Source organism: Streptomyces argenteolus, assembly GCF_042902585.1.
GTDB classification, from domain to species: Bacteria; Actinomycetota; Actinomycetes; order Streptomycetales; family Streptomycetaceae; genus Streptomyces; species Streptomyces argenteolus.
In genome coordinates this window covers 1-23,604 of the sequence record NZ_JBIBEG010000008.1, presented here as the reverse complement: position 1 = coordinate 23,604, position 23,604 = coordinate 1, and the positions used below count along the sequence as shown (strand labels likewise).

General features: G+C 70.8%; 24 protein-coding genes. 9 read left to right on the top strand and 15 right to left on the bottom strand.

What is annotated here, in order from left to right:
* Window positions 1–134 precede the first annotated feature (134 nt).
* From ACFY8O_RS25585 to ACFY8O_RS25565, 5 genes are all read left to right on the top strand, one after another.
* Window positions 135–971, top strand: coding sequence for a CPBP family intramembrane glutamic endopeptidase (locus ACFY8O_RS25585; protein WP_387906146.1), 837 nt, complete (start codon window positions 135–137; stop codon window positions 969–971).
* Window positions 968–2,122, top strand: coding sequence for a sensor histidine kinase (locus ACFY8O_RS25580; RefSeq protein ID WP_387906143.1), 1,155 nt, complete (start codon window positions 968–970; stop codon window positions 2,120–2,122). The genes ACFY8O_RS25585 and ACFY8O_RS25580 overlap by 4 nt, the downstream gene beginning before the upstream one ends.
* Window positions 2,119–2,778 (top strand): response regulator, encoded by a 660-nt coding sequence (locus ACFY8O_RS25575; protein WP_145809342.1) that lies wholly within the window; start codon window positions 2,119–2,121, stop codon window positions 2,776–2,778. Before ACFY8O_RS25580 ends, ACFY8O_RS25575 begins: the two co-directional genes overlap by 4 nt.
* Before the next feature lie 156 nt (window positions 2,779–2,934).
* The gene (locus ACFY8O_RS25570) at window positions 2,935–3,717 is read left to right on the top strand and encodes a helix-turn-helix domain-containing protein (protein ID WP_387906665.1); all 783 of its coding nucleotides are present in this window, start codon (window positions 2,935–2,937) and stop codon (window positions 3,715–3,717) included.
* Window positions 3,717–3,959 (top strand): DUF397 domain-containing protein, encoded by a 243-nt coding sequence (locus ACFY8O_RS25565; protein WP_387906141.1) that lies wholly within the window; start codon window positions 3,717–3,719, stop codon window positions 3,957–3,959. The genes ACFY8O_RS25570 and ACFY8O_RS25565 overlap by 1 nt, the downstream gene beginning before the upstream one ends.
* 12 nt (window positions 3,960–3,971) lie before the next feature.
* Here ACFY8O_RS25565 and ACFY8O_RS25560 read toward each other — a convergent pair whose 3' ends face one another.
* Window positions 3,972–4,868 carry a MarR family transcriptional regulator gene (locus ACFY8O_RS25560; protein WP_387906139.1) on the bottom strand — a complete coding sequence of 299 codons (897 nt, stop codon included), beginning with the start codon at window positions 4,866–4,868 and terminating at the stop codon, window positions 3,972–3,974.
* Window positions 4,869–5,350: 482 nt separating this feature from the next.
* Window positions 5,351–6,346: a porphobilinogen synthase gene (hemB, locus tag ACFY8O_RS25555; protein ID WP_145809348.1), complete on the bottom strand. Its 996-nt coding sequence runs from the start codon at window positions 6,344–6,346 to the stop codon at window positions 5,351–5,353.
* A gap of 153 nt (window positions 6,347–6,499) precedes the next feature.
* Here hemB and ACFY8O_RS25550 point away from each other — a divergent pair, with 153 nt between their 5' ends.
* A complete protein-coding gene (locus ACFY8O_RS25550) occupies window positions 6,500–7,237 on the top strand; it encodes a class I SAM-dependent DNA methyltransferase (RefSeq protein ID WP_145809351.1) in 738 nt (245 codons plus the stop codon).
* 152 nt (window positions 7,238–7,389) lie between these two features.
* Here the strand turns inward: ACFY8O_RS25550 and ACFY8O_RS25545 are convergent, their stop codons facing one another.
* From ACFY8O_RS25545 to ACFY8O_RS25525, 5 genes are all read right to left on the bottom strand, one after another.
* Window positions 7,390–9,057 (bottom strand): bifunctional uroporphyrinogen-III C-methyltransferase/uroporphyrinogen-III synthase, encoded by a 1,668-nt coding sequence (locus tag ACFY8O_RS25545; protein ID WP_145809352.1) that lies wholly within the window; start codon window positions 9,055–9,057, stop codon window positions 7,390–7,392.
* Window positions 9,054–10,040, bottom strand: coding sequence for a hydroxymethylbilane synthase (hemC, locus tag ACFY8O_RS25540; RefSeq protein WP_145809353.1), 987 nt, complete (start codon window positions 10,038–10,040; stop codon window positions 9,054–9,056). Before hemC ends, ACFY8O_RS25545 begins: the two co-directional genes overlap by 4 nt.
* Entirely contained in the window at window positions 10,037–11,524 is a 1,488-nt protein-coding gene (locus ACFY8O_RS25535; protein WP_145809354.1) for a glutamyl-tRNA reductase, read from the bottom strand. The genes hemC and ACFY8O_RS25535 overlap by 4 nt, the downstream gene beginning before the upstream one ends.
* Window positions 11,521–12,306 carry a redox-sensing transcriptional repressor Rex gene (locus ACFY8O_RS25530; protein ID WP_145809355.1) on the bottom strand — a complete coding sequence of 262 codons (786 nt, stop codon included), beginning with the start codon at window positions 12,304–12,306 and terminating at the stop codon, window positions 11,521–11,523. The genes ACFY8O_RS25535 and ACFY8O_RS25530 overlap by 4 nt, the downstream gene beginning before the upstream one ends.
* A 285-nt stretch (window positions 12,307–12,591) precedes the next feature.
* A complete protein-coding gene (locus ACFY8O_RS25525; RefSeq protein ID WP_145809356.1) occupies window positions 12,592–12,867 on the bottom strand; it encodes a glutaredoxin family protein in 276 nt (91 codons plus the stop codon).
* 144 nt (window positions 12,868–13,011) lie between these two features.
* Between ACFY8O_RS25525 and ACFY8O_RS25520 the strand changes: the two genes are divergently transcribed.
* The 3 genes from ACFY8O_RS25520 (at window position 13,012) to ACFY8O_RS25510 (ending at window position 16,548) form a co-directional block, all read left to right on the top strand.
* Window positions 13,012–13,953: an HAD family hydrolase gene (locus ACFY8O_RS25520; RefSeq protein ID WP_145809357.1), complete on the top strand. Its 942-nt coding sequence runs from the start codon at window positions 13,012–13,014 to the stop codon at window positions 13,951–13,953.
* Window positions 13,954–14,368: 415 nt separating this feature from the next.
* Window positions 14,369–15,145, top strand: coding sequence for an ECF subfamily RNA polymerase sigma factor, BldN family (locus tag ACFY8O_RS25515; protein WP_145809358.1), 777 nt, complete (start codon window positions 14,369–14,371; stop codon window positions 15,143–15,145).
* Between the two features lie 209 nt (window positions 15,146–15,354).
* Entirely contained in the window at window positions 15,355–16,548 is a 1,194-nt protein-coding gene (locus tag ACFY8O_RS25510; protein WP_145809359.1) for a DUF5667 domain-containing protein, read from the top strand.
* 75 nt (window positions 16,549–16,623) lie between these two features.
* Here the strand turns inward: ACFY8O_RS25510 and ACFY8O_RS25505 are convergent, their stop codons facing one another.
* The 8 genes from ACFY8O_RS25505 to ACFY8O_RS25470 all read right to left on the bottom strand — a co-directional run bounded on the left by ACFY8O_RS25505 (window position 16,624) and on the right by ACFY8O_RS25470 (window position 23,489).
* Window positions 16,624–17,691 carry a lysophospholipid acyltransferase family protein gene (locus ACFY8O_RS25505; RefSeq protein ID WP_387906131.1) on the bottom strand — a complete coding sequence of 356 codons (1,068 nt, stop codon included), beginning with the start codon at window positions 17,689–17,691 and terminating at the stop codon, window positions 16,624–16,626.
* Window positions 17,692–17,707: 16 nt separating this feature from the next.
* Window positions 17,708–18,778, bottom strand: coding sequence for an NAD-dependent epimerase/dehydratase family protein (locus tag ACFY8O_RS25500; protein WP_145809361.1), 1,071 nt, complete (start codon window positions 18,776–18,778; stop codon window positions 17,708–17,710).
* Between the two features lie 236 nt (window positions 18,779–19,014).
* Window positions 19,015–19,113 (bottom strand): 30S ribosomal protein bS22, encoded by a 99-nt coding sequence (locus ACFY8O_RS25495; protein WP_003948845.1) that lies wholly within the window; start codon window positions 19,111–19,113, stop codon window positions 19,015–19,017.
* A gap of 110 nt (window positions 19,114–19,223) precedes the next feature.
* Entirely contained in the window at window positions 19,224–19,436 is a 213-nt protein-coding gene (locus ACFY8O_RS25490) for a helix-turn-helix domain-containing protein (RefSeq protein ID WP_014046653.1), read from the bottom strand.
* A gap of 128 nt (window positions 19,437–19,564) precedes the next feature.
* On the bottom strand, window positions 19,565–20,380 hold the full coding sequence (locus ACFY8O_RS25485; RefSeq protein WP_387906128.1) for a phosphatase: 816 nt from the start codon (window positions 20,378–20,380) through the stop codon (window positions 19,565–19,567).
* Between the two features lie 75 nt (window positions 20,381–20,455).
* Window positions 20,456–21,628: an acetoin utilization protein AcuC gene (locus tag ACFY8O_RS25480; RefSeq protein ID WP_145809363.1), complete on the bottom strand. Its 1,173-nt coding sequence runs from the start codon at window positions 21,626–21,628 to the stop codon at window positions 20,456–20,458.
* Entirely contained in the window at window positions 21,597–22,799 is a 1,203-nt protein-coding gene (locus ACFY8O_RS25475; RefSeq protein ID WP_387906124.1) for an MFS transporter, read from the bottom strand. Before ACFY8O_RS25475 ends, ACFY8O_RS25480 begins: the two co-directional genes overlap by 32 nt.
* Window positions 22,800–22,841: 42 nt before the next feature.
* A complete protein-coding gene (locus tag ACFY8O_RS25470) occupies window positions 22,842–23,489 on the bottom strand; it encodes an HAD family hydrolase (protein ID WP_145809365.1) in 648 nt (215 codons plus the stop codon).
* Window positions 23,490–23,604 lie beyond the last annotated feature (115 nt).

Sequence of the window (23,604 nt, the reverse complement as noted above, 5' to 3'; positions counted from 1 at the left end):
CTCCGCAGGCCGTGCCTGTCCCCCACGCGAGCTACGCGCAGGTGTCCACCGTGAGGTGACGATCCCGGACCGCCGGATCCGTAGCGTTCGAGGCGCCGCGGCACCCCGGCCGCGGCTCCGGTGAAGGAGCGCTCATGAGATTCATATGGCAACTGCTGGCCGTCGTGCTGGTCGCCGCGATCGGCGGTCAGGCCGTCGCCGCCGTCGAGGACAGTCCGTGGCTCCAGCTCGTCCTTGGGCTCCTGACATCCGTCGTCGCCGTACTCGTCTACGGCTGGGTGGTGCGGAAGACGGAGCACCGCCCGCCCACCGAGGTGGCCCGCAAGGGTGCCGAGGCGGCGTTCGGCCGGGGCTTGCTGATCGGCCTCGCCATGTTCTGCGCCGTCATCACGAACATCTACGTCAACGCGCACTACGAGATCAACGGCCTGGGCTCCCCCTCCGGCGCGATCGGGCTGGCCGGCTTCATGGCCGCCGCGGCCGTGACCGAGGAAGTGCTGTTCCGTGGCGTCCTGTTCCGGATCATCGAGGAACGCACCGGCACCTGGATCGCGCTGACCCTGACCGCGGTCCTGTTCGGCGCCTCGCACCTGATGAACCCGAACGCCGACCTCTGGGGCGCCGTCGCCATCGCGATCGAGGCCGGCGGGATGCTCGCCGCCGCCTACGCCGCGACCCGCACCCTGTGGTTGCCGATCGGCCTGCACTTCGGCTGGAACTTCGCGGCGGCCGGCATCTTCAGCACCGAGGTCTCCGGCAACGACACTCCGCAGGGACTGCTGGACACCGTCACATCGGGTCCGGCATGGGTCACCGGAGGCGCTTTCGGCCCCGAAGGAAGCGTGTACTCGGTGGCGTTCGGAGCCCTGATCACCGTCGCGTTCCTGTGGCTGGCCCACCGGCGCGGCAACCTGGTGCCCCGCCGCCGCCGCGCCGACAAGGCCGCCGCCACCACTACACTCCCCCGATGACCGGACTCCCGCGCATCCTGGAACGGTGGCGCCGCCCGGACGCCGCACTCTGGTACGCCCCGCTGGCACTGCTGCTCCTGGCCGCGTCGTTCCTGCCGGGGTTCCGCAGCAACGGTACGGAGCTCGGCGGTCTGCCGGACCGCCCCTTCGACGCCCTGGCCGTCGTGGCGATCGCCCTCCAGTCCCTCCCGCTCGCCGGACGCCGGCGGTGGCCGGTCATCTGCTTCGGGCTGGTGTCGCTCGGCTTCGCCCTCGACCAGCTCCGCGGCTACCACACGCTCGCGGGCACCGCGCTGCCCCTCGCACTGATCAGCGTCGCGTCCCTCGTGGAACACCACCGGCGGGCCGTCGCCATCGCCTTCTCCGCTGCCTACGTCCCGCTGGCGGTCGCACTCCACCGGCTCGGCCCGGGGGAGCCGCCGAGCGAGTTCGTGACGTTCTACCTGGCCGTGGCACTCGCCTGGGGCGTCGGCGTGTGGCTGCGCAACACCCGGGCCGTGGAGGCCGAACGCCGCCGCCGCGTCGCCGAGGACACCCGCACCGCCGAACGGGCGCGCATCGCCCGCGAACTCCACGACGTCGTGACCCACCACGTGACCGCGATGGTCGTCCAGGCCGAGGCGGCGCGCTATCTGACCGCCGCACCTGACCGCCTCGACCAGAGCCTGACAGCCGTCAGCGACACCGGCCGGCGGGCCATCACCGACCTGCGGCACCTGCTCGACCTGCTCAACCCCGACCACGGCCCCCAGGCCACACCGCCGCCCGTCGGCAGGCTCCTCACCCTCGTCGAACAGACGCGGCGGGCGGGGCAGCCGGTGGAGTTCACGGAGGAGGGCGCACCCGCCGAGTCGACCGGCAGCGCCGACCTCGTCGCCTACCGGGTGGTGCAGGAGTCCCTGACGAACGCCCTCAAGTACGCTCACGGGAGCGCCACTTCGGTCAGGGTGCGCCACAGCGAGAAGGAGATCTCCGTGGAGGTCAGCACGGACGGCTCCACCTCGAAGACCGCACCCACCGGCGGAAGCGGGCGGGGCCTGGCCGGCCTCCGCGAGCGCGTCGACGTGCTGGGCGGCGATTTCAGCGCGGGCCCACAGCCGGGCGGCGGCTTCCTCGTCCGGGTCCGCATACCCGCCGGGAGCCCCTCGTGACCGAGCCGATCCGTGTCCTTATCTGCGACGACCAGGTACTGATCCGCACCGGACTGGCGACGATCGTCGACGCGCAGCCCGACCTGGAGGTCGCCGGCGAATGCGGGGACGGGCGGACAGCGGTCGACCTCGCAGAGAGACTGCGCCCGGACGTCGTGGTCATGGACATCCGCATGCCGGTGCTCGACGGCATCGCGGCCACCCGCCTGCTGGCCGGCGCCGGAGTGCCCCACCCCGTCAAGGTGCTCGTGGTGACGACGTTCAACCTGGACGAGTACGTCTACGAGGCGCTGCGCGCAGGCGCGAGCGGATTCCTCCTCAAGGACGCCCCACCGGACCGGCTGCTCCACGGCATCCGCACCGTGGCGGCGGGCGCCGCACTCCTGGACCCGGACGTCACCCGCCAGCTCGTCGGCAGGTACGCCGCCCGGATCCGCCCCACGGACGGCAAGGGTCCCGACATCCCCCTGACGCCGCGCGAACTGGAGGTCCTGCGCCTCATCGCGGACGGCCTCTCCAACAACGAGATCGCCGCGTCCCTCGTGATCAGCCGGGAGACGGTCAAGACCTTCGTCTCACGCATCCTCACCAAGCTCGGGCTCCGCGACCGGGTGCAGGCAGTCGTCTACGCCTACCGCCAGGGCCTGGTGTCCTGAGCGGTTCGAGCCAGTCACTCTCTGTGTCTATGATGCCGCCTGAGGTGAAGACGTACAGATTTCTTGTACGGGTCGCCGATGCGTGAAGCACGCACCAGGGCGGGGAGTCCGAACCGTATGCACCCCAGGAAACGGCAGCGCAGGAACGCGTCGGCCATGAAGCTCGTCGGCAAACTGGTCGGCCTCTTCCGCGTCGCGGCAAACCTGACACAGGCCCAGCTCGCGGACCGGGCCTCAGTACAGCTGGAGACGATCGCCTCCATCGAACAGGGCCGCCGCACCCTCCTCCCCGACCTCGCCCGGCGCCTGGACGAGCTGCTGGACACGAAGGGGGCGCTGGAGACGGCGGTGGACAACATGCCGGAGGTGGACCTGATCCCGGCGTGGGCGGAGCAGTACATGGACCTGGAGCGGGAGGCGCTGGCGCTGTCCTGGTACGACAGCCAGGTCATCCCGGGGCTGCTCCAGACGGAGGCGTACGCGAAGGCGGTCTTCCGTAACCGGGTTCCCGCGTTCAGCCAGGACGAGATCGAGGCTCAAGCCGCCGCCCGTCTCGATCGGCAGGCAATTCTGCGACGGGAGACTCCTCCGACGATCAGCATGGTGGTCTGGGAAGCGGCACTCCTGCTACGCCTCCTCCCGGAACAGGACCACACCGACCAGCTACGGCACCTACGCCGCTGCGCTGAGCTTCCGGGCGTCTGCCTCCAGATCCTGCCCCTCAACAGCAGGAGCCACGCGGGCCTCAATGGCCCGTTCACCCTGCTGGAGACCCCCGACCACCAGTACGTCGCATACTCCGAAACCCAGCGGGGGAGCCAGCTGGTTTCCGACCCGAATGAGGTCAGCATCCTGTCGCAGAAATATGCGATGCTGCGAGCTCAGGCACACAGCCCCGAAGGCACCCTGGGCATGCTGGACCGTCTGCTGGGAGAATGATGAGCACCACATTGCACTGGTTCAAGTCGAGCCACAGCGGCAGCGAAGGCGGCCAGTGCCTCGAAGTTGCGTACGACTGGCGCAAGTCCAGTTACAGCGGCGACGAGGGCGGCCAGTGCATCGAGGTCTCCAGGCACCCCACCGCCGTCCACGTCCGCGACTCCAAGAACCCCGAGGGCCCCACCTTCACCGTCGCTCCCACCGCCTGGTCGGCCTTCGCCGCGTTCGCGGCCCGGAGCTGACCGGGCAGAGACTCAGGGCGCTTTGAGCAGATCGCGCAGCCCGGCGACGTAGGTACGCACGTCCCGGTCGGCGGGCAGTTCGGCGGGAGCCTCCGGCGCCCTCTCCTCCGGCTGCCGACAGGCGCGGCAGAGACCGTCCGGCAGCGCCTCCGCGCGGCCGGGCACACCGCACTTGGTGCACTCCATCATCACGCGCCGGACCGGCGTGCCAGGTGCGGGCGGCACCGGGGTGGCGGACACCTGAGGCGGGATCTTGTCCGTGAGACGGCGGCGGACGAGGCCGACCGGTGAGTCGACCCGGGCGGGCAGCCCTGCGACAAGCGCCCGGACGAGGTAGTCGGCGTCCACACCGCGCGTGAACCACTCGGCGGCCAGCGGCTCCAGGACCGCGCAATCGGCGGCGGAGAGCGCCAGACGGGCATCAGTGCGGCCGAGTTGCGCCAGGGCCGCGTACGCGGGCGAGGGCCCCTCTGCGACCGGCTCCGGCTCCCGCGTCCTCTGCTCCGGCACGACGGGGACTGCGGCGACAACGGTCACCACCGGCTCGGGCACGGTCGCCCGCTGGACCTCGGCAGCCATCAGCGCACCCCACCACTCGTTGTCGCGCGCGGTGCGGGACCAGAACGTACGGAAGACCCAGCGCACTTGGCCGCCCTCGCCGGTCACCAGGCAGCGCACACGACGCAGGTACCCGGCGACGGACAGGGCTTTGAGGGCCGTACCGACCGCCTGCTGACCGTAGAGCGGCAGCTGCTTGGCCAGGCCCTTGACGTCCATGGCCGCGCCGTCGGGAAGCTGATCGATGAACCCGGCGATGTTCCGCTCCCGCAGCGGCAGCAGCATGAAGTCGTCCGCGCAGCGCGGCTGTTGGTCCGGGGCGGATCGCTTGCCGTAGCCGGGACTGGCCATCGGGTACGGGCGCGAGGAGGCGGGGGTACGCAGGGCGGAGCTAGGCTGCTGGATAGCCACGGGATCGGTGCTTTCGATCTTGAGGTGAGACCCCGGCCTGGTGTTGCTAGCACCGCGTCGGGGTCGTTCTAGTTTCCGCACCGTAAGCAGTCGCGACGCTCCGCTGCAGGTCAGTCACGATTAGTCATACTTGCTGATCGTGACGGGTCAGGGAGGTCGGGGAGGTTTACCCGAACCCTCTTCTCCCTACCGGGTAAAGAAGGCGCTCGAATCCCGAAGCCCGCATCTCGCCGCCCGAGTCCCGAAGCTCAAGCTTCGGGCCCGCGCTCCCGGAAACGTCCCCCGGGAGAGTGAACACGCCCCTCCCGAAGCTCGGCGCCCGAAGCCCGAGCTTCGAGCACCGGCTGCACGCCCACGCCTCCTGACAGCAAGAAGCGGGCCACGACCCGTCGTGACCCGCTCCAAGACCCCGCACTGGGCCGTCAGCGCCCGAGCTTCTGCGCGACCTCCGTCGCCCAGTACGTCAGGATCATCCGCGCACCCGCGCGACGGATGCCCGTCAGGCTCTCCAGGATCGCCGCGTCCCGGTCGATCCAGCCCTTCTCGGCGGCGGCCTCGATCATGGAGTACTCACCACTGATCTGGTACGCCGCGACCGGCACGTCCACGGCGTCGGCGACCTTGGCGAGGATGTCGAGGTAGGGACCGGCGGGCTTGACCATGACCATGTCGGCGCCCTCCTCCAGGTCCAGCGCCAGCTCGCGCAGCGACTCACGGGTGTTCGCCGGGTCCTGCTGGTAGGTCTTGCGGTCGCCCCTGAGCGAGGAGCCCACCGCCTCACGGAACGGACCGTAGAAGGCCGAGGAGTACTTCGCGGTGTACGCGAGGATCGACACGTCCTCGTGGCCCGTCTGGTCCAGCGCGTCCCGGATCACGCCCACCTGGCCGTCCATCATGCCGCTGGGGCCCACCACATGGGCGCCCGCGTCGGCCTGGACCTGGGCCATCTCGGCGTACCGCTCCAGGGTGGCGTCGTTGTCGACGCGGCCGTCCTCGGTCAGCACCCCGCAGTGGCCGTGGTCGGTGTACTCGTCCAGACAGAGATCGGACATGATCACCAGGTCGTCGCCGACCTCTTCCCGCACCGCCCGCAGGCCGACCTGGAGGATGCCGTCCGGGTCGGTCCCCGCAGTGCCCCGGGCGTCCTTCTTCTCGTCCAGCGGAACCCCGAAGAGCATGATCCCCGACACGCCCGCCGCGACCGCGTCCACAGCGGCCTTCCGCAGCGTGTCCAGGGTGTGCTGCTGGACGCCCGGCATGGCGGAGATGGCGACCGGGGCGTCGATGCCCTCGCGTACGAACGCGGGCAGGATCAGGTTCGCCGGGTCGAGCCGGGTCTCGGCGACCATGCGCCGCATGACGGGGGTCGTCCGCAGCCGGCGGGGCCGCGAGCCGGGGAAGTTTCCGTAATCGGTCATCCTTCGAGACTAGACCCGCACACATCACCGGTTTACCGACACCCGGGCCGGAAAAAGCAGAGCACGGGACGACTCCCCCCGGACCGTCCTGGCCAGGCGCCGAAAGGTAATTCCGTCGACAGGACACCCGGCAACACGGCAGAGTGCCCGCCCGTGACGAGCAGCGAACTGTGGGACCACGAGACCGCCGACCGCTACGACACCGAAGAGGCGCCGAGATCCACCGCCGCCTTTCTCGGACCGACCCTCGACTTCCTCGCCGCACTCGCCGGTGACGGACGGGCCCTGGAGTTCGCCATCGGGACCGGCCGCGTCGGCGTCCCGCTCCGTGAACGCGGCGTACCCGTGAGCGGCATCGAACTCTCCGAGCACATGGCGGCCGTCCTACGACGCAAGATCGACGAGGACCGGCTCCCGGTCACCGTCGGAGACATGGCCACGACCGTCGTCGACGGCACGTTCTCGCTGGTCTACGTCGTCTACAACACCATCGGGAACCTGCTCACCCAGGACGAACAGGTCGAGTGCTTCCGCAACGCCGCGCGCCACCTGGAACCCGGCGGCAGGTTCGTCGTCGAGCTCGGTGTGCCACCACTGCGGCTCCTGCCCCCGACGCAGACCGCGGTGCCGTTCGACGTCTCCGCGCGGCATCTCGGCTTCGACACGTTCGACCTCGTCGAGCAGCTCCTCGTCTCCCACCACTTCACCCGCGAGCAGGACGGCCGCTACCGCCGCGGCAGCTGCCGCCAGCGGTACGCCTGGCCGGCGGAGCTCGACCTCATGGCGAAGATCGCCGGACTCCGGCTGGAGCGCCGGGTGGCCGACTGGGAGGGAACACCCTTCACGCAGGACTCCGGCGGACACATCTCCGTGTGGCGTAAGCCGGTCTGAGGCCGAAGACCCCCGGACCGGCCGCGCGGACACGCGAAGAGCCCGGCCGGGCGGGCACACGGGCACACGCAACGGACGCCCCCGCGGGTACGCGAAAGGGCCCGGCCGCCTCCCCGAGGAAGCGACCGGGCCCCACGATTTCGCCCGCCGGATCAGGTGGTCGTCCGGCGGCGCCGCGCGCCAGGACGCCGCTCGCTCGGCCGCGTCACCGGGTCACCGGCCTCCTTGGCCGCGTCCCGGCGCTGCGCGCCGAAGTCCGCCAGCGCCTGCGCCAGCTTGTGGACCGACGGCTCCGGGGAGAGGACGTCGACCCGCAGGCCGTGCTCCTCCGCGGTCTTCGCCGTCGCGGGACCGATGCACGCGATCACGGTCACGTTGTGCGGCTTGCCCGCGATGCCGACCAGGTTGCGGACGGTCGAGGACGACGTGAAGAGCACCGCGTCGAAGCCGCCGCCCTTGATCGCCTCACGGGTGTCCGCCGGCGGCGGCGATGCGCGGACCGTGCGGTACGCGGTGACGTCGTCGACCTCCCAGCCCAGCTCGATGAGACCGGCCACCAGCGTCTCCGTGGCGATGTCGGCGCGCGGCAGGAACACCCGGTCGATCGGGTCGAAGACCGGGTCGTACGGCGGCCAGTCCTCCAGCAGACCGGCGGCCGACTGCTCACCGGACGGCACCAGGTCCGGCTTCACACCGAAGTCGACGAGCGCGGCGGCGGTCTGCTCACCGACGGCCGCGACCTTGATCCCGGCGAAGGCACGGGCGTCCAGCCCGTACTCCTCGAACTTCTCCCGCACCGCCTTCACCGCGTTCACCGAGGTGAAGGCGATCCACTCGTACCGGCCGGTGACCAGGCCCTTGACCGCCCGCTCCATCTGCTGGGGCGTACGCGGCGGCTCGACGGCGATCGTCGGGACCTCGTGCGGCACCGCACCGTAGGAACGCAGTTGGTCGGAGAGCGACGCCGCCTGCTCCTTCGTACGCGGCACGAGCACCTTCCAGCCGAACAGCGGCTTGGACTCGAACCACGCGAGCTGGTCCCGCTGGGCGGCGGAGCTGCGCTCCCCGACCACGGCTATGACCGGCAGGTGCCCCTCGGGCGAGGGGAGCACCTTGGCCTGCTTCAGGACCTGGGCGATCGTCCCGAGCGTCGCCGTCCAGGTGCGCTGGCGGGTGGTCGTACCCGCGATCGTGACGGTGAGCGGGGTGTCGGGCTTGCGGCCCGCTGAGACCAGCTCCCCGGCCGCCGCGGCCACCGAGTCCAGCGACGTCGACACCACGGCCGTCGCGTCACTCGCGCCGACCTCGGACCAGCAGCGGTCCGAGGCGGTGCGCGCGTCGACGAACCGCACATCCGCTCCCTGCGCGTCCCGCAGCGGCACACCGGCGTACGCGGGCACGCCTACGGCGTTCGCGATGCCGGGCACGACCTCGAACGGCACGCCCGCTGCGGCGCAGGCCAGCATCTCGGCGCCCGTGTTGCCGTCCAGACCCGGGTCCCCGGTGACGGCACGGACGACCCGCCTGCCGCCCTTCGCTGCCTCCATGACAAGATTGGCGGCATCCCTGAGAACGGGTACTCCGGCGGGCGTTGACGCCATGTCAACAACCGCCAGCTCAGGCGTGCTTACCCCTGCCCGCGCATGGCAGCGGACGACGTCGAGAACCTCGGGTTCCGCGACAAGGACGTCCGCGCTCGCAAGCGCCTCGACGGCGCGAAGTGTCAGCAGCCCCGGGTCGCCGGGACCGGCGCCGAGGAAGGTGACATGCCCTGAGGACAGGACAGGGAAGTCGGATACGACAGGGCCGGTGGGGCTCAAAGTGCTCGCTCCCCCATAAGACCGGCCGCACCCTTGGCGAGCATCTCGGACGCGAGCTCGCGACCGAGGGCCGCCGCGTCGTCGTGCGACGTGGGGACGGGACCGGTGATGGACAGCTGCACCAGGGAAGTGCCGTCGGTGGAACCGACGACACCGCGCAGGCGCAGTTCGTTGACAACCTGCCCGTCGGCCAGGAGATCGGCCAGCGCACCCACAGGTGCGGAACAGCCGGCCTCCAGGGCGTTGAGCAGGGCGCGCTCGGCGGTCACGGCGACCCGGGTGTACGGGTCGTCGAGCTCGGCGAGGGCTGCGGCGAGGTCCGCGCTGCTTTCAGCGCATTCGATCGCCAGTGCTCCCTGGCCGGGAGCGGGCAGGACGGTGTCCACCGGCAGGAAGCCGGTGACCTCGTCCGTGCGTCCGAGGCGGCTGAGCCCGGCGGCGGCGAGTACCACCGCGTCCAGCTCCCCGCTTCGTACGAAACCGATGCGCGTGTCCACGTTGCCGCGGATCGCGACGGTCTCTATCTCGAGACCGTGGGAGCGGGCGTACGCGTTGAGCTGCGCCATGCGGCGCGGCGAGCCGGTGCCCACGCGGGCGCCGGGCGGCAGCTGCTCGAAGGTCAGCCCGTCCCGCGCCACCAGTGCGTCCCGCGGGTCCTCACGCTGCGGAACCGCAGCCAGGACGAGACCCTCGGGCTGTGTGGTCGGCAGGTCCTTGAGCGAGTGGACGGCGAAGTCCACCTCGCCGCTCAGCACCGCCTCCCGCAGAGCCGCGACGAACACACCGGTCCCGCCGATCTGCGCCAGGTGCTCCCGCGACACGTCTCCGTACGTGGTGATCTCGACGAGCTCGACGGCACGCCCGGTCACCTCACGGACCGCGTCGGCGACCATGCCGGACTGCGCCATGGCGAGCTTGCTGCGCCGGGTGCCTAGCCGGAGGGGTGGTGTGGTCTCCCCGCCCAGGGGTGAGTTGTCGGTCATGACCGCCCTCTATTCGGGTCGTTCAGGTCTGCCCGGGAGACGGCGGCCACCGTCTGCGGGTCGAGGTCGAAGAGTTCGCGCAGCGCATCGGCGTACCCGGCGCCGCCGGGCTCACTCGCGAGCTGCTTGACCCGCACGGTGGGCGCGTGCAGGAGCTTGTCGACGACGCGGCGCACGGTCTGCGTGATCTCGGCGCGCTGCTTCTCGTCGAGGTCGGGGAGGCGCCCGTCGAGCCGCGCGATCTCGCCCGCCACCACATCCGCGGCCATGGTGCGCAGGGCGACCACGGTCGGGGTGATGTGGGCGGCGCGCTGGGCGGCCCCGAAGGCCGCGACCTCCTCGGCGACCATGGTGCGCACCTGGTCCACATCGGCGGCCATCGGGGCGTCCGCGGACGCCTCGGCGAGCGACTCGATGTCGACGAGGCGCACACCGGCGACGCGGTGGGCCGCTCCGTCGATGTCGCGCGGCATCGCGAGATCCAGCAGGTGGAGCCGGACGGGGCCGGCGTCGGCCGGGCGCGGCGCCACCGGGCGCACGGCACGGTCCTGCGCGGCGGCGGAGCCGTTCTCCACCCATGCGGCGTGCTGGTCCAGCTCGTCGGCCGCCGGGGCGGCCGGGGCCTCGGGAGCCTGGGCCGCGCTGTCGTACGCAGCTCCGAGTGCTTCGGCGACGGCCGCCGCGGTCAGGACGAGCCCCGTCGCCCCGGTACAGGAGACGACCACGTCGGCACGTGTCAGTTCGTTCCCGACCTCGGCCATCTCCACCGCCCGGGCGGCCGGGACACCGGCCTGGCCGAGGATCTCGACGAGCCGGTCGGCCCGCGCCCGGGTCCGGTTGGCGACGACGATCTCCTCGACGCCGGCCCGGGCCAGCGTGGCCGCGGCCAGCGAGGACATCGAGCCCGCCCCTATCACCAGGGCGCGCTTGCCGGCCGCCCACTCGGTGACCTCGGCGCCGTCCGCCAGCTGCTCCAGCCCGAAGGTGACGAGCGACTGCCCGGCACGGTCGATCCCGGTCTCGCTGTGGGCACGCTTGCCGACCCGCAGGGCCTGCTGGAAGAGGTCGTTCAGGAGGCGCCCCGCGGTGTGGAGCTCCTGCCCCCGCGCCAGCGCGTCCTTGATCTGGCCGAGGATCTGGCCCTCGCCCACGACCATCGAGTCCAGCCCGCACGCCACCGAGAAGAGGTGGTGGACGGCACGGTCCTCGTAGTGCACATAAAGATAAGGAGTGAGCTCGTCCAGGCCCACGCCGCTGTGCTGTGCCAGCAGGGTGGACAGCTCGGCGACACCCGCGTGGAACTTGTCCACGTCCGCGTACAGCTCGATGCGGTTGCAGGTGGCCAGGACGGCGGCCTCGGCCGCGGGCTCCGCGGCGAGGGTGTCCTGGAGCAGCTTGACCTGGGCCTCGGCGGCCAGCGAGGCCCGCTCCAGCACGGAGACGGGAGCGCTGCGGTGGCTCAGTCCGACGACGAGAAGACTCATGCCGGCATCACGGCGGGCATGTCCCCGTCAGGTCCCTTCCGGCCGGTGGGGGTGGCGCGCATCGGCGGCGCCTCCTCGGCGTCACCGCCGACGACCGCCCTGCCGTCGGCAGCGGCTTCCTCGCCCGCCTTGCGCTGCTCGTGGAAGGCCAGGATCTGGAGCTCGATCGAGAGGTCGACCTTGCGCACGTCGACACCGTCGGGCACGGAGAGCACCGTCGGCGCGAAGTTCAGGATGGAGGTCACACCGGCCGCCACGAGCCGGTCACAGACCTGCTGGGCCGCGCCGGGCGGAGTGGTGATGACTCCGATGGACACACCGTTCTCGCTGATGATCCGGTCCAGGTCATCGGTGTGCTGGACCGCGATCCCGGCCACGGGCGTACCCGCCATCGTGGGGTCGGCGTCGATCAGGGCGGCGACCCGGAAACCACGCGAGGCGAACCCGCCGTAGTTGGCGAGTGCGGCGCCGAGGTTACCGATACCGACGATCGCGACGGGCCAGTCCTGGGTGAGGCCGAGCTCACGGGAGATCTGGTAGACGAGGTACTCGACGTCGTACCCGACACCACGCGTGCCGTAGGAGCCCAGGTAACTGAAGTCCTTGCGCAGCTTGGCGGAGTTGACCCCCGCCGCCGCGGCGAGTTCCTCGGACGAGACCGTGGGAACCGAGCGCTCGGAGAGCGCCGTCAGTGCGCGGAGATACAGCGGAAGCCGGGCGACGGTGGCCTCGGGAATTCCTCGGCTACGGGTCGCCGGTCGGTGAGTTCGGCCAGTTGCCACGGTGCTCCTGCGGGATGAGCGGGGCTGCAGGCGGCCGTATGTCCTATGACCGCCCCGTCGACAGCAGGCTATGTCTTTGTGAACGCGTGCACAAAGATTGTGTCCGTTTTGTCTGGTCAAAGTGACCGGGGTCACGCATATTCCCAGCGCGGTCCCGGAACTTGGGACGACATCAGCCCGTTGCAGGCCCGAAGGGGGCAAGACGGTACACACTCCTCATGTCAACGCCCCCGAGACCACTCAAAACGCCCATGATGTTAACCGTCTTTCGCCCACGCATCCCCCTCACGTTCCCAGCGCCGTGCGCAGCCTCGCCGGGTCCACCTTCCAGAACGTGTGCTGTTCGCCGTCGATCAGGACCACCGGGATCTGCTCCCAGTACTCCTTGTACAGCTCCTCGTCGCGCGTGATGTCCCGCTCCACCCACGAGGCACCGGTCTCCTCGCAGACCGCGCTCACCACCTGTCGCGCGTCGTCGCAGAGGTGGCACCCGGGCTTCCCCACGAGGGTCACCACCCGGTCCGCGGGGTTCTTCTTCACTCGGCGCAGCAGAGGACTCATACCTTCATTCTGCGCCTCGGCGGCCCCGCGCAGACCCCCTCGGAGGCCGCCGCTTCACCCGTTTGTCGCCCCGGCCCCGGAGAGTTCACACCGCCGCATCCCGCCGGGTCGGGAACTGCAGAACAGAATGGCTATGCTCACGACATGGCCGCTCTTGGATGGCTCACACCCCGCAGGCGCCCCGCCACGGCACGCAGCGTGCTCGCAGGCGAGGCCGCAGCCGAGGCAGCGCGGAAGTCGGCGCTCGCCGCCGGGCCCGAGGACGTGCCGGCCGCCCTCGACGAGGACCGGGAACCCGCGTTCCCGGTGGCGGGGGACGAGCGGGCCGCCGCCTTCTTCGACCTCGACAACACCGTCATGCAGGGCGCCGCGATCTTCCACTTCGGCCGCGGCCTGTACAAGCGGAAGTTCTTCCAGCGCCGCGAGCTGACCCGCTTCGCCTGGCAGCAGGCCTGGTTCAGGCTGGCCGGCGTCGAGGACCCCGAGCACATGCAGGACGCCCGGGACAGCGCCCTGTCCATCGTCAAGGGCCACCGCGTCTCCGAGCTGATGTCGATCGGCGAGGAGATCTACGACGAGTACATGGCCGACCGCATCTGGCCAGGCACCCGCGCCCTCGCCCAGGCGCACCTCGACGCGGGCCAGAAGGTCTGGCTGGTCACCGCCGCCCCGGTGGAGACCGCCACGATCATCGCGCGCCGCCTGGGCCTCACCGGCGCGCTGGGCACGGTCGCCGAATCGGTCGACGGCGTCTACACCGGCCGGCTGGTCGGCGAACCCCTGCACGGGCCGGCGAAGGCGGAGGCGGTCCGCGCGCTGGCGTCGGCCGAGGGCCTCGACCTCGAACGCTGCGCCGCGTACAGCGACTCGCACAACGACATCCCGATGCTCTCCCTGGTGGGCCACCCCTACGCGATCAACCCGGACACCAAGCTGCGCAAGTACGCCCGCGCCCGGGACTGGCGGCTGCGCGACTACCGCACCGGCCGCAAGGCGGCCAAGGTCGGCATCCCGGCCGCCGCGGGCGTCGGCGCCCTGGCCGGCGGCACGGCTGCCGCCGTGGCCATCCACCGCCGGCGCCGCTGAACCCACCCCGCCCCCGCGCGCCCTGTTCCACTTCCGGGCGCACCCTCTCACGCTCCGCAGGGCCCCTCAGGACGAGGGGCCCTGCGGCGCGCCCGGGGACGTACGGCCAATCGGGAGCCGGCAGCGGGTGCGCGCACCCATCGCTCCGGCCAGTCGCGTTGCGTGCGGCCGACCACAACCCGTCGCCACCGCAGGCAGATCTCGAAGCGATTCGATCAATAAGCGGTCACGATGTGCCACTTGAACCGTCACTTAGAGGTTACGGAAGCGACGTAATCGATGATTTGAGCAACTGGGTGTAGCACGGCCTGTACGAAGCGTTATTCTCCTCAGACGCACAAGGAGCCCGCCACCCGCTACCACGAGTGACGGTTTTCGAACTGCACGTGATGGAAGCTCTGCCTCTGGGAGTCCCGTGTACCCACACGTCGGGGTTGACACCTCGGGCCTGGCTACGCTGCGCGCAACGGTCCTCGACCACTTGCGCGGCTTCGTCCCCACCGCGTACGCCGTCCCCCAATTCGCCACCCCTGTACCTGCCGGCCCTTGCTACGCGCTGGCCGAACGCAGCGCGGCCGTCGGAAGACGCAGCACCCGCGGCGCCGCGAGCACGTCCGCCGTCCGCCGGCCCACGGCCGACAGCGACAGCGCGCGCATGATGGATCTCGTCGAACGCGCGCAGGCCGGTGAGGCCGAGGCCTTCGGCCGCCTGTACGACCAGTACAGCGACACCGTGTACCGGTACATCTACTACCGCGTGGGAGGCAAGGCGACAGCGGAGGACCTCACCAGCGAGACGTTCCTGCGCGCCCTCCGCCGCATCTCCACCTTCACCTGGCAGGGCCGCGACTTCGGCGCCTGGCTGGTCACGATCGCTCGCAATCTGGTCGCCGACCATTTCAAATCCAGTCGATTCCGGCTGGAAGTGACCACGGGTGAAATGCTCGACGCCAACGAGGTCGCGCGGAGCCCGGAGGACTCCGTCCTGGAGTCCCTCTCCAACGCCGCACTGCTGCAAGCCGTACGGCGGCTCAACCCGCAGCAGCAGGAGTGCGTCACCCTCCGATTCCTCCAGGGCCTCTCGGTCGCCGAGACCGCCCGCGTCATGGGGAAGAACGAGGGCGCGATCAAAACCTTGCAGTACCGGGCGGTGCGGACACTCGCACGACTTCTGCCGGACGACGCCCGCTGACATCACCATCCGTGACGTGTTCGTGACACACCGATCGGATCATCTTTCGTCCGTAACCCAACTGCCGCGCCACTCGTTGTGCCGGATGCAGGCCCCCTGTCGCCACACCTGACCGTTTCCACTCGCTCGATCGTGTGGAAATGTCTCCGGTGGGCAACCTTCCGGACCCTCAGGGGAGTCGACCGTCATGACGAGAGGAGGTGCCGCCAGTGATCGCAAACGTTTCGGCACACCGGCGGGCGAACGCCTTCGCCCAGGCCCTGGAGGAGCAGACCCCCCAGGGTGCGGCGGCCGTACAGCCCGAGGACCCGGCCCAACCGGCCGACCACGGAAAGCTGTTGGCCCTGGCGAACGGCCTCGGTGCGCTACCCGAGCCGGAATTCGATCCCGAGGTCAAAGTGGTGCAGCGAGCGCAGCTGCTCGCGGCCATGGAGACCATGTTCGCCGAAGGTGGTGCGTCCACGGGCCCTACGGTGCCCGAACAGCGGAGCAGGGGGGCGCACCGCGCATCCCCGATCCGGAGGCTGCGCCCACGCTCCCGCTGGGCGAAGGGCCTCACCGCGGGCGGGCTCACGGTCGGTGTGGCCGCGGGAGCGTTCGGCGGTGTGGCCGCTGCCAGTTCCGACGCCCTGCCCGGTGACTCCCTCTACCCGCTCAAGCGGGGCATGGAGGACATCAGCCTCACCATGGCCGACGGCGACGCCGCCCGGGGAGAGGCCTATCTCGACCACGCCTCGACCCGTCTCGGCGAGGCCCGCCGGCTGATGGAGCGCGCACGCTCGGGCGAGCTCGACCACGAATCGATCGGCGAGGTCAGGCGCACGCTCAACGGCATGACCCACGATGCCACCGAGGGCCACCGCCTGCTCCGCAGCGCCTACGACCGCGACGGCTCCCTCGGCCCCATCCAGACACTGGACTCCTTCTCGCGCTCCCACCGCGCGACCTGGAGCAGCCTCCGTGACCGCCTGCCCGTCCAGCTTGACGACATCGGCGCGAAGGTCAGCTCCGTCTTCGACGCCATGGACCAGGACGTCGCCCCCCTCAAGTCCCTGCTGCCCCGCACACCGGGCACCGGACAGGACGCGCCTACAGCGGGTTCCCCGCAGGACGACGGCGGCTCCTCGGCCCCCGGCCGCACCACGCCGTCCACCTCCGCGGCCCCGGACGGCAGCGCCTCCACCAGCTCCGCGCCCAAGCCCTCCGCCTCCGGGAGCGGTTCCCCCGACGGCCTGCTCGGCGGTTCGGACGGCCTGCTGGACGACATCCCGACGGACGGCGCCACCCCGTCGTCCCCGAGTGGCACCTCTGGGTCGTCGCCGGCCCCCGACGTCACCCTGCCTCCGCTCCTCCCCGGCCTGTTGCCCGGACTGGGCATCCAGGGCGAGGACATCGAGCCGTAGGTCCACCCGCTGTGCGTGAGGGGCGGCCCGCACGGGCCGCCCCTCATCCACGCTCCGGCACGCTCACGCAGGCCCTCAGAAGAAGACCGACCGGCGCTGCACCAGCAGCTTGTAGAGCGTGTGCTGGATCTGCTCCCGCACCTGGTCCGTCAGGTTGAACATCAGCATCGGGTCCTCGGCCGCCTCCGGCGGATAGCTGTCCGTGGGGATCGGCTCCCCGAACTGGATGGTCCACTTGGTCGGCAACGGCAGCGCCCCCAGCGGACCGAGCCACGGAAAGGTCGGCGTGACCGGGAAGTACGGGACCCCCAGGATCCGCGCGAGCGTCTTGGAGTTGCCGATCATCGGGTAGATCTCCTCGGCGCCCACGATCGAGCACGGCACGATCGGCACCCCCGCCCGCAGAGCCGTCGACACGAACCCGCCCCGCCCGAAGCGCTGCAGCTTGTACCGCTCGCCGAACGGCTTCCCGAGGCCCTTGAAACCCTCCGGCATCACTCCCACGACCTCGCCGGCCCGCAGCAGACGCTCCGCGTCCTCCGCGCACGCCAGCGTGTGACCGGCCTTCCTGGCCAGCTCGTTGACCACCGGCAGCATGAAGACCAGATCGGCCGCGAGCAGCCGCAGATGCCGCTCGGCCGGGTGCTTGTCGTGCACCGCGACCTGGAGCATCAGCCCGTCCAGCGGCAGCGTCCCGGAGTGGTTGGCCACGACGAGCGCCCCGCCGTCGGACGGGATGTTCTCGATGCCCTTCACCTCGACCCGGAAGTACGTGTCGGCCAGGGGCCTGAGCACCGACATGAGGACCTGGTCGGTCAGCTCCTCGTCGTAGCCGAACTCGTCGACCTCGTAGTCGCCCGTGAGCCGCCGCCTCAGAAACGCGAGCCCGCTCGCGACGCGCCGGTCCCAGCCGCTCCCCGCGGCCTCCTGGCCCTCCTTGCCCTCCTCGCCGTCCCGGAGGCCCGGTGAGGGGTCCTCGGCCGTCCCGTCGGGCACCTGGCCGCCCGGCAGGGCGCTCACGGGCGCCGGACCGGCCCCCGAGGGTGCCTGGACCCGGCCGGCACCGGGCAGCACGCTCCTGCGCCGCCCCGCGCCGGAGCGCGAACGGTCGTCGTCGAAGGGAATGACCTTGGCGTCCGCCATCGTCGGTCGCGCTCCTCTACCTGGCGCCGTGCGTCGAATGTGTCGTACCGGCCCGCTCCCCGCCGAGCGGCAGCTCGGCCAGCCTGCCGACCGCCCTGCTCACCCGCTCGGGAGGCAGCAGCCCCGGCCCCTGGCTCCGCGCGAACTCCGCGAACGTCTGGGCGGTGGTGAACCGGGGCCGGAAGCCGAGGGTCTCGCGCATCTGCACGGTCGAGACCACACGGCCGTGGGTGAGCAGCCGGATCTGCTCCGGGGAGAAGTCGGTCATGCCGATCGTGCGGAGCGCCGCGCCCACCCAGGTGACGGCAGGCAGCAGCACCGGGACCGTCGGCCGCCCCAGCCTCCGCGAACACTGCGAGAGCAGGAGCACCCCGTCCCCGGCGATGTTGAACGTGCCGCTGTTCAGGGTGCCGCGCCGGGGCTCGCGGGAAGCGATCTCCAGTACGTCGACGACGTCGTCCTCATGGACGAACTGCAACCGGGGGTCGTAACCGAAGACCGTCGGCAGGACCGGCAGCGACAGATAGTCGGCGAACGGCGAGTCCGGCTCAGGACCCAGGATGTTGGCGAACCTCAGCACACACACGGCCACGTCCGGCCTGCGGCGGGCGAAGCCACGCACATATCCCTCGACCTCGACCGCGTCCTTGGCGAAGCCACCGCTGGGCAGGGCCTTCGGCGTCGTCGTCTCGGTGAAGACCGCGGGGTCACGCGGGGCCGAGCCGTACACGTTGGTGCTGGACTTGACCACGAGCCGCTGCACCGTCGGGGACTTCTGGCAGGCACCGAGCAGCTGCATCGTGCCGATGACGTTGGTCTCCTTGACCGTCGTCCGGCCGCCCGCGCCGCTCGCCTTCGCCGAGACGTCCAGATGGACGACCGTGTCGACGGAATGCTCGGCGAGGACTCTGGTGATCGCGGACTGCCGGATGTCCGCCAGGACGAATTCGGCGTCCCCCAGCTGGTGCCCGGGCACCACGGCGTCCACGGCGATCACCCGTTCCACACCGGGATCGCGCTGGACACGCCGCACGAAGCGGCCTCCGAGCTGCCGGGCAGCGCCTGTGACGAGCACGATCTTCCCCAAGATCAGCGCCTTCCGTCGATCGATCACCGAGCGGGGTCTTCCCCCTGCCGTCACGGTAGTCGGTCGATGTTGCCCTGTGATGACCCCAGGCGGGCTTTACCGAACCGATGGCGGGAATACCACCGAACGCACACCTCACGTCCCCTGCTCAGGGGCCCGGGACAACGCCCGGAAAACGCACCGGGGCCCTCCCGCCTGAACGGCGGGAGGGCCCCGGACTCACGAACCGCGTTCGCTTACTTCTTGTTGCGACGCTGAACGCGCGTGCGCTTGAGCAGCTTGCGGTGCTTCTTCTTGGCCATCCGCTTGCGCCGCTTCTTGATAACAGAGCCCACGACTACCCTCGCTCACTTCTTCTTCACTGGTGCGGGGCGTCTGGGCCCACACGACCTACGTCGGCCTAGCCTACCCGCCACCGCGTGAGGGACGTAATCCGAGGGCAACGTCAGGCTGACTCCACCCCCACGAAGGACTCTCGGAGATACTCGTGAACCGCTTGCTCCGGGACCCGGAAGGACCTTCCCACCCTGATCGCCGGCAGATGACCGCTGTGCACCAGGCGGTACACCGTCATCTTCGACACCCTCATGACCGAGGCGACTTCCGCCACGGTCAGAAACTTGACCTCGTTCAGAGGCCTCTCGCTGCCAGCAGCCATGACCCACCTGTACCTTCCGCACGAGACGCGCACCGGCTTCCCCTCCGGTGACTCTTCGTCGCTGTGCGCTCACTCCCCAGATTAGGGGCGGGTGGTGCGAGTGGGGAAGAGGTGAGCGGATCGGGCGCCTACTGTGACAGACATGCCCGATTGAGTACATACCGAGTCAGTGGACGGTAGTAGTCGGACCGCACGGCGTCGTCGAGCGGAACGGCCACCGCCACCCGCCCCTCCGCCTCACCCACGAACAGCGCGGGGTCGTCCGTGTCCGCCAGCCCGATGGCCTCGATACCCAGCTGACCTGCACCGCAGACCCATCCGTGGTCCCCCACCACCAGCTCCGGCAGCAGCCCACAGCTCTCCACGACCTCCTCCAGCACGGCACGGACCGGCAGCGGCGAGTGGGTGTGTGCGCCGGTGACACTCCCCGGCACCCGCACGCCCGGTTCGCGCACCAGCGCGACGCCCCGTACGTAGTCGAGGTTGTACGTGCGTACGCCGAACCGGGTCGTTATGTCGACACATCGCCCCTGCGCCGGGGTGAGCACAGCACACCCCGCCGCCGACAGAGCGTCTGCCAGCCCGGCGTAGAACCCCAGCAGCCGGTGCGGATGCCCGGTGCCGAACAGCACCGGAGCCCGCCTCTCCGCGACCCGGGCCAGGCACCGCGCGAACGCGTCGAGCGCCTCGAGCGTCCGCTCGGGATCGATCACGTCGAACCCTGACACCTGCTCAGGATCGTCCGACACCCCGCACTTGTCGGCCATCAGCCGCAGCAGGTCACGCTCCCCCCACGCCCCTTCGGGATCGAGCCCGAGCAGCACCCGGGGGTCCCTCGCCGCGAAGAGGCGATACCTCCGCAGGCTGGTCTCCCGGGGCGTGGCCACGGGCCCGGCCAGCCGGGCCGCCAGCAGATGAGCGCGCAGCGCTCCGGTGCTCAACACCCTCCCGATGCTCCCGTACCGGGACCGCCCCCGGGCGGGAAACCGGCGAGCGAACCACCGTTGGCGTAACCGCCCTCAGGTGAGCAGGCCCCGCAGCGGGAACACCGAGCGCCTGGTCGCCAGCACCGCCTGGTCCAGCCGGTCCGCCGGGTCGTAGCCGTCCTCCCACGGCTTCCACGACGGCGTACGGCCGTCGGTCATCCGCGCCGGCCCCAACTGCCGCGTACGGGCGTAGACCTCGTCCCGCCAGGACGGCGGGATCACCGATTCCGGGTCCACGGGCGCGTGCGCGGCGATCCCCACGAGATGGGTCCAGGACCGCGGCACGACGTCCACCACCGCGTAACCGCCCCCGCCCAGCGCCACCCAGCGCCCCTCCTCCGTGCAGGAGTGGGCCAGCTCATGACAGGCCGTCATCACCGCGCGCTGCGCGTCCAGCGACACCGCGAGGTGGGCCAGCGGATCCTCGAAGTGCGTGTCGGCCCCGTGCTGGGTCACCAGGACCTGCGGCCGGAAGTCCTCCAGCAGTTCGGGCACCACCGCGTGGAACGCCCGGAGCCACCCCGCGTCCCCCGTCCCCGCCGGCAGCGCCACGTTCACCGCACCGCCCTCGCCCGCACCGGCCCCGGTCTCCTCCGGCCACCCGGTCTGCGGGAACAGCGTGCGCGGGTGCTCGTGCAGCGACACGGTCAGCACCCGGGGGTCGTCCCAGAACGCCGCCTGGACCCCGTCCCCGTGGTGGACGTCCACGTCGACGTACGCCACCCGCTCCGCACCCAGCTCCAGCAGCCGGGCGATGGCGAGGGCCGGGTCGTTGTACACGCAGAAGCCCGAGGCCGCTCCGGGCATCGCGTGGTGCAGCCCGCCGGTGAAGTTCACCGCATGCGCGCTCTCCCCACGCCACACCGCCTCGGCGGCCCCCACCGAGAGTCCCGCGATGAGCGCGGACGCCTCGTGCATCCCGGCGAAGGCGGGATCGTCGACGGTCCCGAGCCCGTACCCCTGATCGGCGGACCGGGGATCCGCGGAGGCGGCCCGCACAGCGGCCACGTAGTCCTCGCGGTGCACCAGCCGGAGCGTGGAGTCACCGGCGGCCTTCGCCGACCGGACGTCCACCTCCCCGTCCAGCCCGAACGCCCGCACCAGCCCCATCGTCAGGGCGAGTCTGACCGGGTCCATGGGATGGCTGGACCCGAAGTCGTATCCCGTTACTGCCTCATCCCACATCAGCCGCGCGTGCCCGCTCATGCCCGACACCGTATCGGGCGGGCTCGGCGCCGAACGAGCGGGCGTACACGAGCGTGGCGAGGACCAGCACCATGGGAACGAGCATGGCCCCCCGGTAGCTCCAGGCATCCCCGAGCGCCCCCACGAGCGGCGATCCGACCAGGAAGCCGACGTAGTTGAAGACGTTCAGCCGGGCCACCGCCGCGTCGCTCGCCCCGGGGAACATCCGGCCCGCGGCGGCGAAGGTCTGCGGCACGATCACACAGAGCCCCAGCCCCAGCAGCGTGAACCCGAGCATCCCCCACCAGGGCCCCGGCGCCAGCGCCACCACCCCGAACCCCACGGCGGCCAGCACGCTCCCGCCCCGCACCACCGCCACGGCCCCGAACCGCCGTACCCCGAGGTCACCGACGGCCCGCCCGAGCAGCGTGGTCACCATGTAGACGTTGTACGGCACGGTCGCCAGCTGCTCGGACCCGCCCAGCACGTCCTGCAGGTACTTCGCGCTCCAGTTGGAGACCGTCGAGTCACCGATGTACGCGAAGGCCATCACCAGGCAGAGCGGCAGCAGCATCCTGAACGGCACGGACGCACCCTTCCCCGGCTCCACCGCCAGGTCCCCGCCATCCGACTTCCCCTCCGCGTACCAGCGGCTGCCGACCAGTGCGGCGGGCAGCAGGACGACCACCGCCGGCAGATAGGAGACCAGCAGCGAAAGGTCCCAGTGCGCCCCGGCCCAGGCCATCGACGCCCCGGCGATCCCGCCCAGGCTGTACGCGGCGTGGAACCCCAGCATGATGCTGCGCCCGTACGCGCGCTGCAGGCTGACGCCCATCATGTTCATCGAGGCGTCCAGCGCGCCCACCGCCAGGCCGAAGACCCCCAGCGCCAGCGCCGCCTGCCACACCTCGCTGCCGGCCCCCACGGCGAGCAGGGCCAGCATCACGACGGGCTGCGCCCACCGCAGTACGACGCCGGGCCGCACCCGCGCCACCACCTTCTCGGTGACCACGCTGGCGACGCCTGCCAGGACGGGCACAGCGGCAAGGAAGACGGGCAGCAGCCCGTCGGATATCCCGTACCGGTCCTGAATGGCGGGGATGCGCGTCACGAGCAGAGCGAAGGTCACCCCTTGCACCAGGAAGCTCAGGGCGAGTGAGGCTCTGCCGTACCGCAACCGCGCATCCGTCATGGCCGCGAGCGTAGAGCTCCGATCTACCGCTGGGTAGATCGATCAGGCGAGAAGTTTGGGAAGCTGCGACATGTCGGAGAAGTGGCCGGTGACCCCGACGAGCCGGTCCGCCGGCATCATCGAGGTGAATCCGTACACGTCCATGCCGGCGGCCCGGGCCGCCTCGACGCCGAGCGGGCTGTCCTCGATCACGACACACCTCTCGGGGGCGACGCCCATCCGTTCGGCGGCGTGGAGGAACAGGTCGGGGGCCGGCTTCCCTCTTCCCACGTCCTCGGAGCTGAAGATCCACTCCTCCTCGAACCACTGGTCGAGGCCGGCGTTCCGGTGCCCTGCCGCGATCTTCTGGTGGCTCCCGGACGAGGCGACGCAGTACGCCACTCCGTCGGCGACGAGCTCACCGAGCAGTTCCTCGACCCCGTCCACGACGGCCAGCCGCTCCTGCTGGAACGCGCCAAGTGTCCGCCTGTGCAGCTCCTCGTCGAAGTCCGCGGGCAGCTTCTGGCCTGTCCGCTCCTCCACCAGGTCGTGTACCCGGTGGATGGCTGCCCCCATGTAGTCGCGGAGCGACTCGTCGTACGAGGTGGGGTGACCGAGCTCCGTGAGGTAGCCGGCCAGGATGGTGTTGGAGATCGGCTCACTGTCGACGAGCACGCCGTCGTTGTCGAAGATGACCAGTTCGTAGCGCATGGTTCGACACTAGACGCTCAGAACGCAGAAAAGCCCCGTGCCACAAGGGCACGGGGCTTTCCCGGAATAATTGTTCGGCGGCGTCCTACTCTCCCACAGGGTCCCCCCTGCAGTA

What these genes read in the sequence shown, in the direction of transcription:
- ACFY8O_RS25560 (WP_387906139.1), bottom strand. Translation starts at nt 4,868, where the DNA reads ATGGCCAGTCCCGGCTACGGCAAGCGATCCGCCCCGGACCAACAGCCG.
- ACFY8O_RS25470 (WP_145809365.1), bottom strand. Translation starts at nt 23,489, where the DNA reads ATGCGCTACGAACTGGTCATCTTCGACAACGACGGCGTGCTCGTCGAC.
- ACFY8O_RS25535 (WP_145809354.1), bottom strand. Translation starts at nt 11,524, where the DNA reads ATGAGTCTTCTCGTCGTCGGACTGAGCCACCGCAGCGCTCCCGTCTCC.
- hemC (WP_145809353.1), bottom strand. Translation starts at nt 10,040, where the DNA reads ATGACCGACAACTCACCCCTGGGCGGGGAGACCACACCACCCCTCCGG.
- ACFY8O_RS25570 (WP_387906665.1), top strand. Translation starts at nt 2,935, where the DNA reads ATGAAGCTCGTCGGCAAACTGGTCGGCCTCTTCCGCGTCGCGGCAAAC.
- ACFY8O_RS25520 (WP_145809357.1), top strand. Translation starts at nt 13,012, where the DNA reads ATGGCCGCTCTTGGATGGCTCACACCCCGCAGGCGCCCCGCCACGGCA.
- ACFY8O_RS25585 (WP_387906146.1), top strand. Translation starts at nt 135, where the DNA reads ATGAGATTCATATGGCAACTGCTGGCCGTCGTGCTGGTCGCCGCGATC.
- ACFY8O_RS25525 (WP_145809356.1), bottom strand. Translation starts at nt 12,867, where the DNA reads ATGAGTCCTCTGCTGCGCCGAGTGAAGAAGAACCCCGCGGACCGGGTG.
- ACFY8O_RS25475 (WP_387906124.1), bottom strand. Translation starts at nt 22,799, where the DNA reads ATGACGGATGCGCGGTTGCGGTACGGCAGAGCCTCACTCGCCCTGAGC.
- hemB (WP_145809348.1), bottom strand. Translation starts at nt 6,346, where the DNA reads ATGACCGATTACGGAAACTTCCCCGGCTCGCGGCCCCGCCGGCTGCGG.
- ACFY8O_RS25480 (WP_145809363.1), bottom strand. Translation starts at nt 21,628, where the DNA reads ATGAGCGGGCACGCGCGGCTGATGTGGGATGAGGCAGTAACGGGATAC.
- ACFY8O_RS25565 (WP_387906141.1), top strand. Translation starts at nt 3,717, where the DNA reads ATGAGCACCACATTGCACTGGTTCAAGTCGAGCCACAGCGGCAGCGAA.
- ACFY8O_RS25505 (WP_387906131.1), bottom strand. Translation starts at nt 17,691, where the DNA reads ATGGCGGACGCCAAGGTCATTCCCTTCGACGACGACCGTTCGCGCTCC.
- ACFY8O_RS25490 (WP_014046653.1), bottom strand. Translation starts at nt 19,436, where the DNA reads ATGGCTGCTGGCAGCGAGAGGCCTCTGAACGAGGTCAAGTTTCTGACC.
- ACFY8O_RS25580 (WP_387906143.1), top strand. Translation starts at nt 968, where the DNA reads ATGACCGGACTCCCGCGCATCCTGGAACGGTGGCGCCGCCCGGACGCC.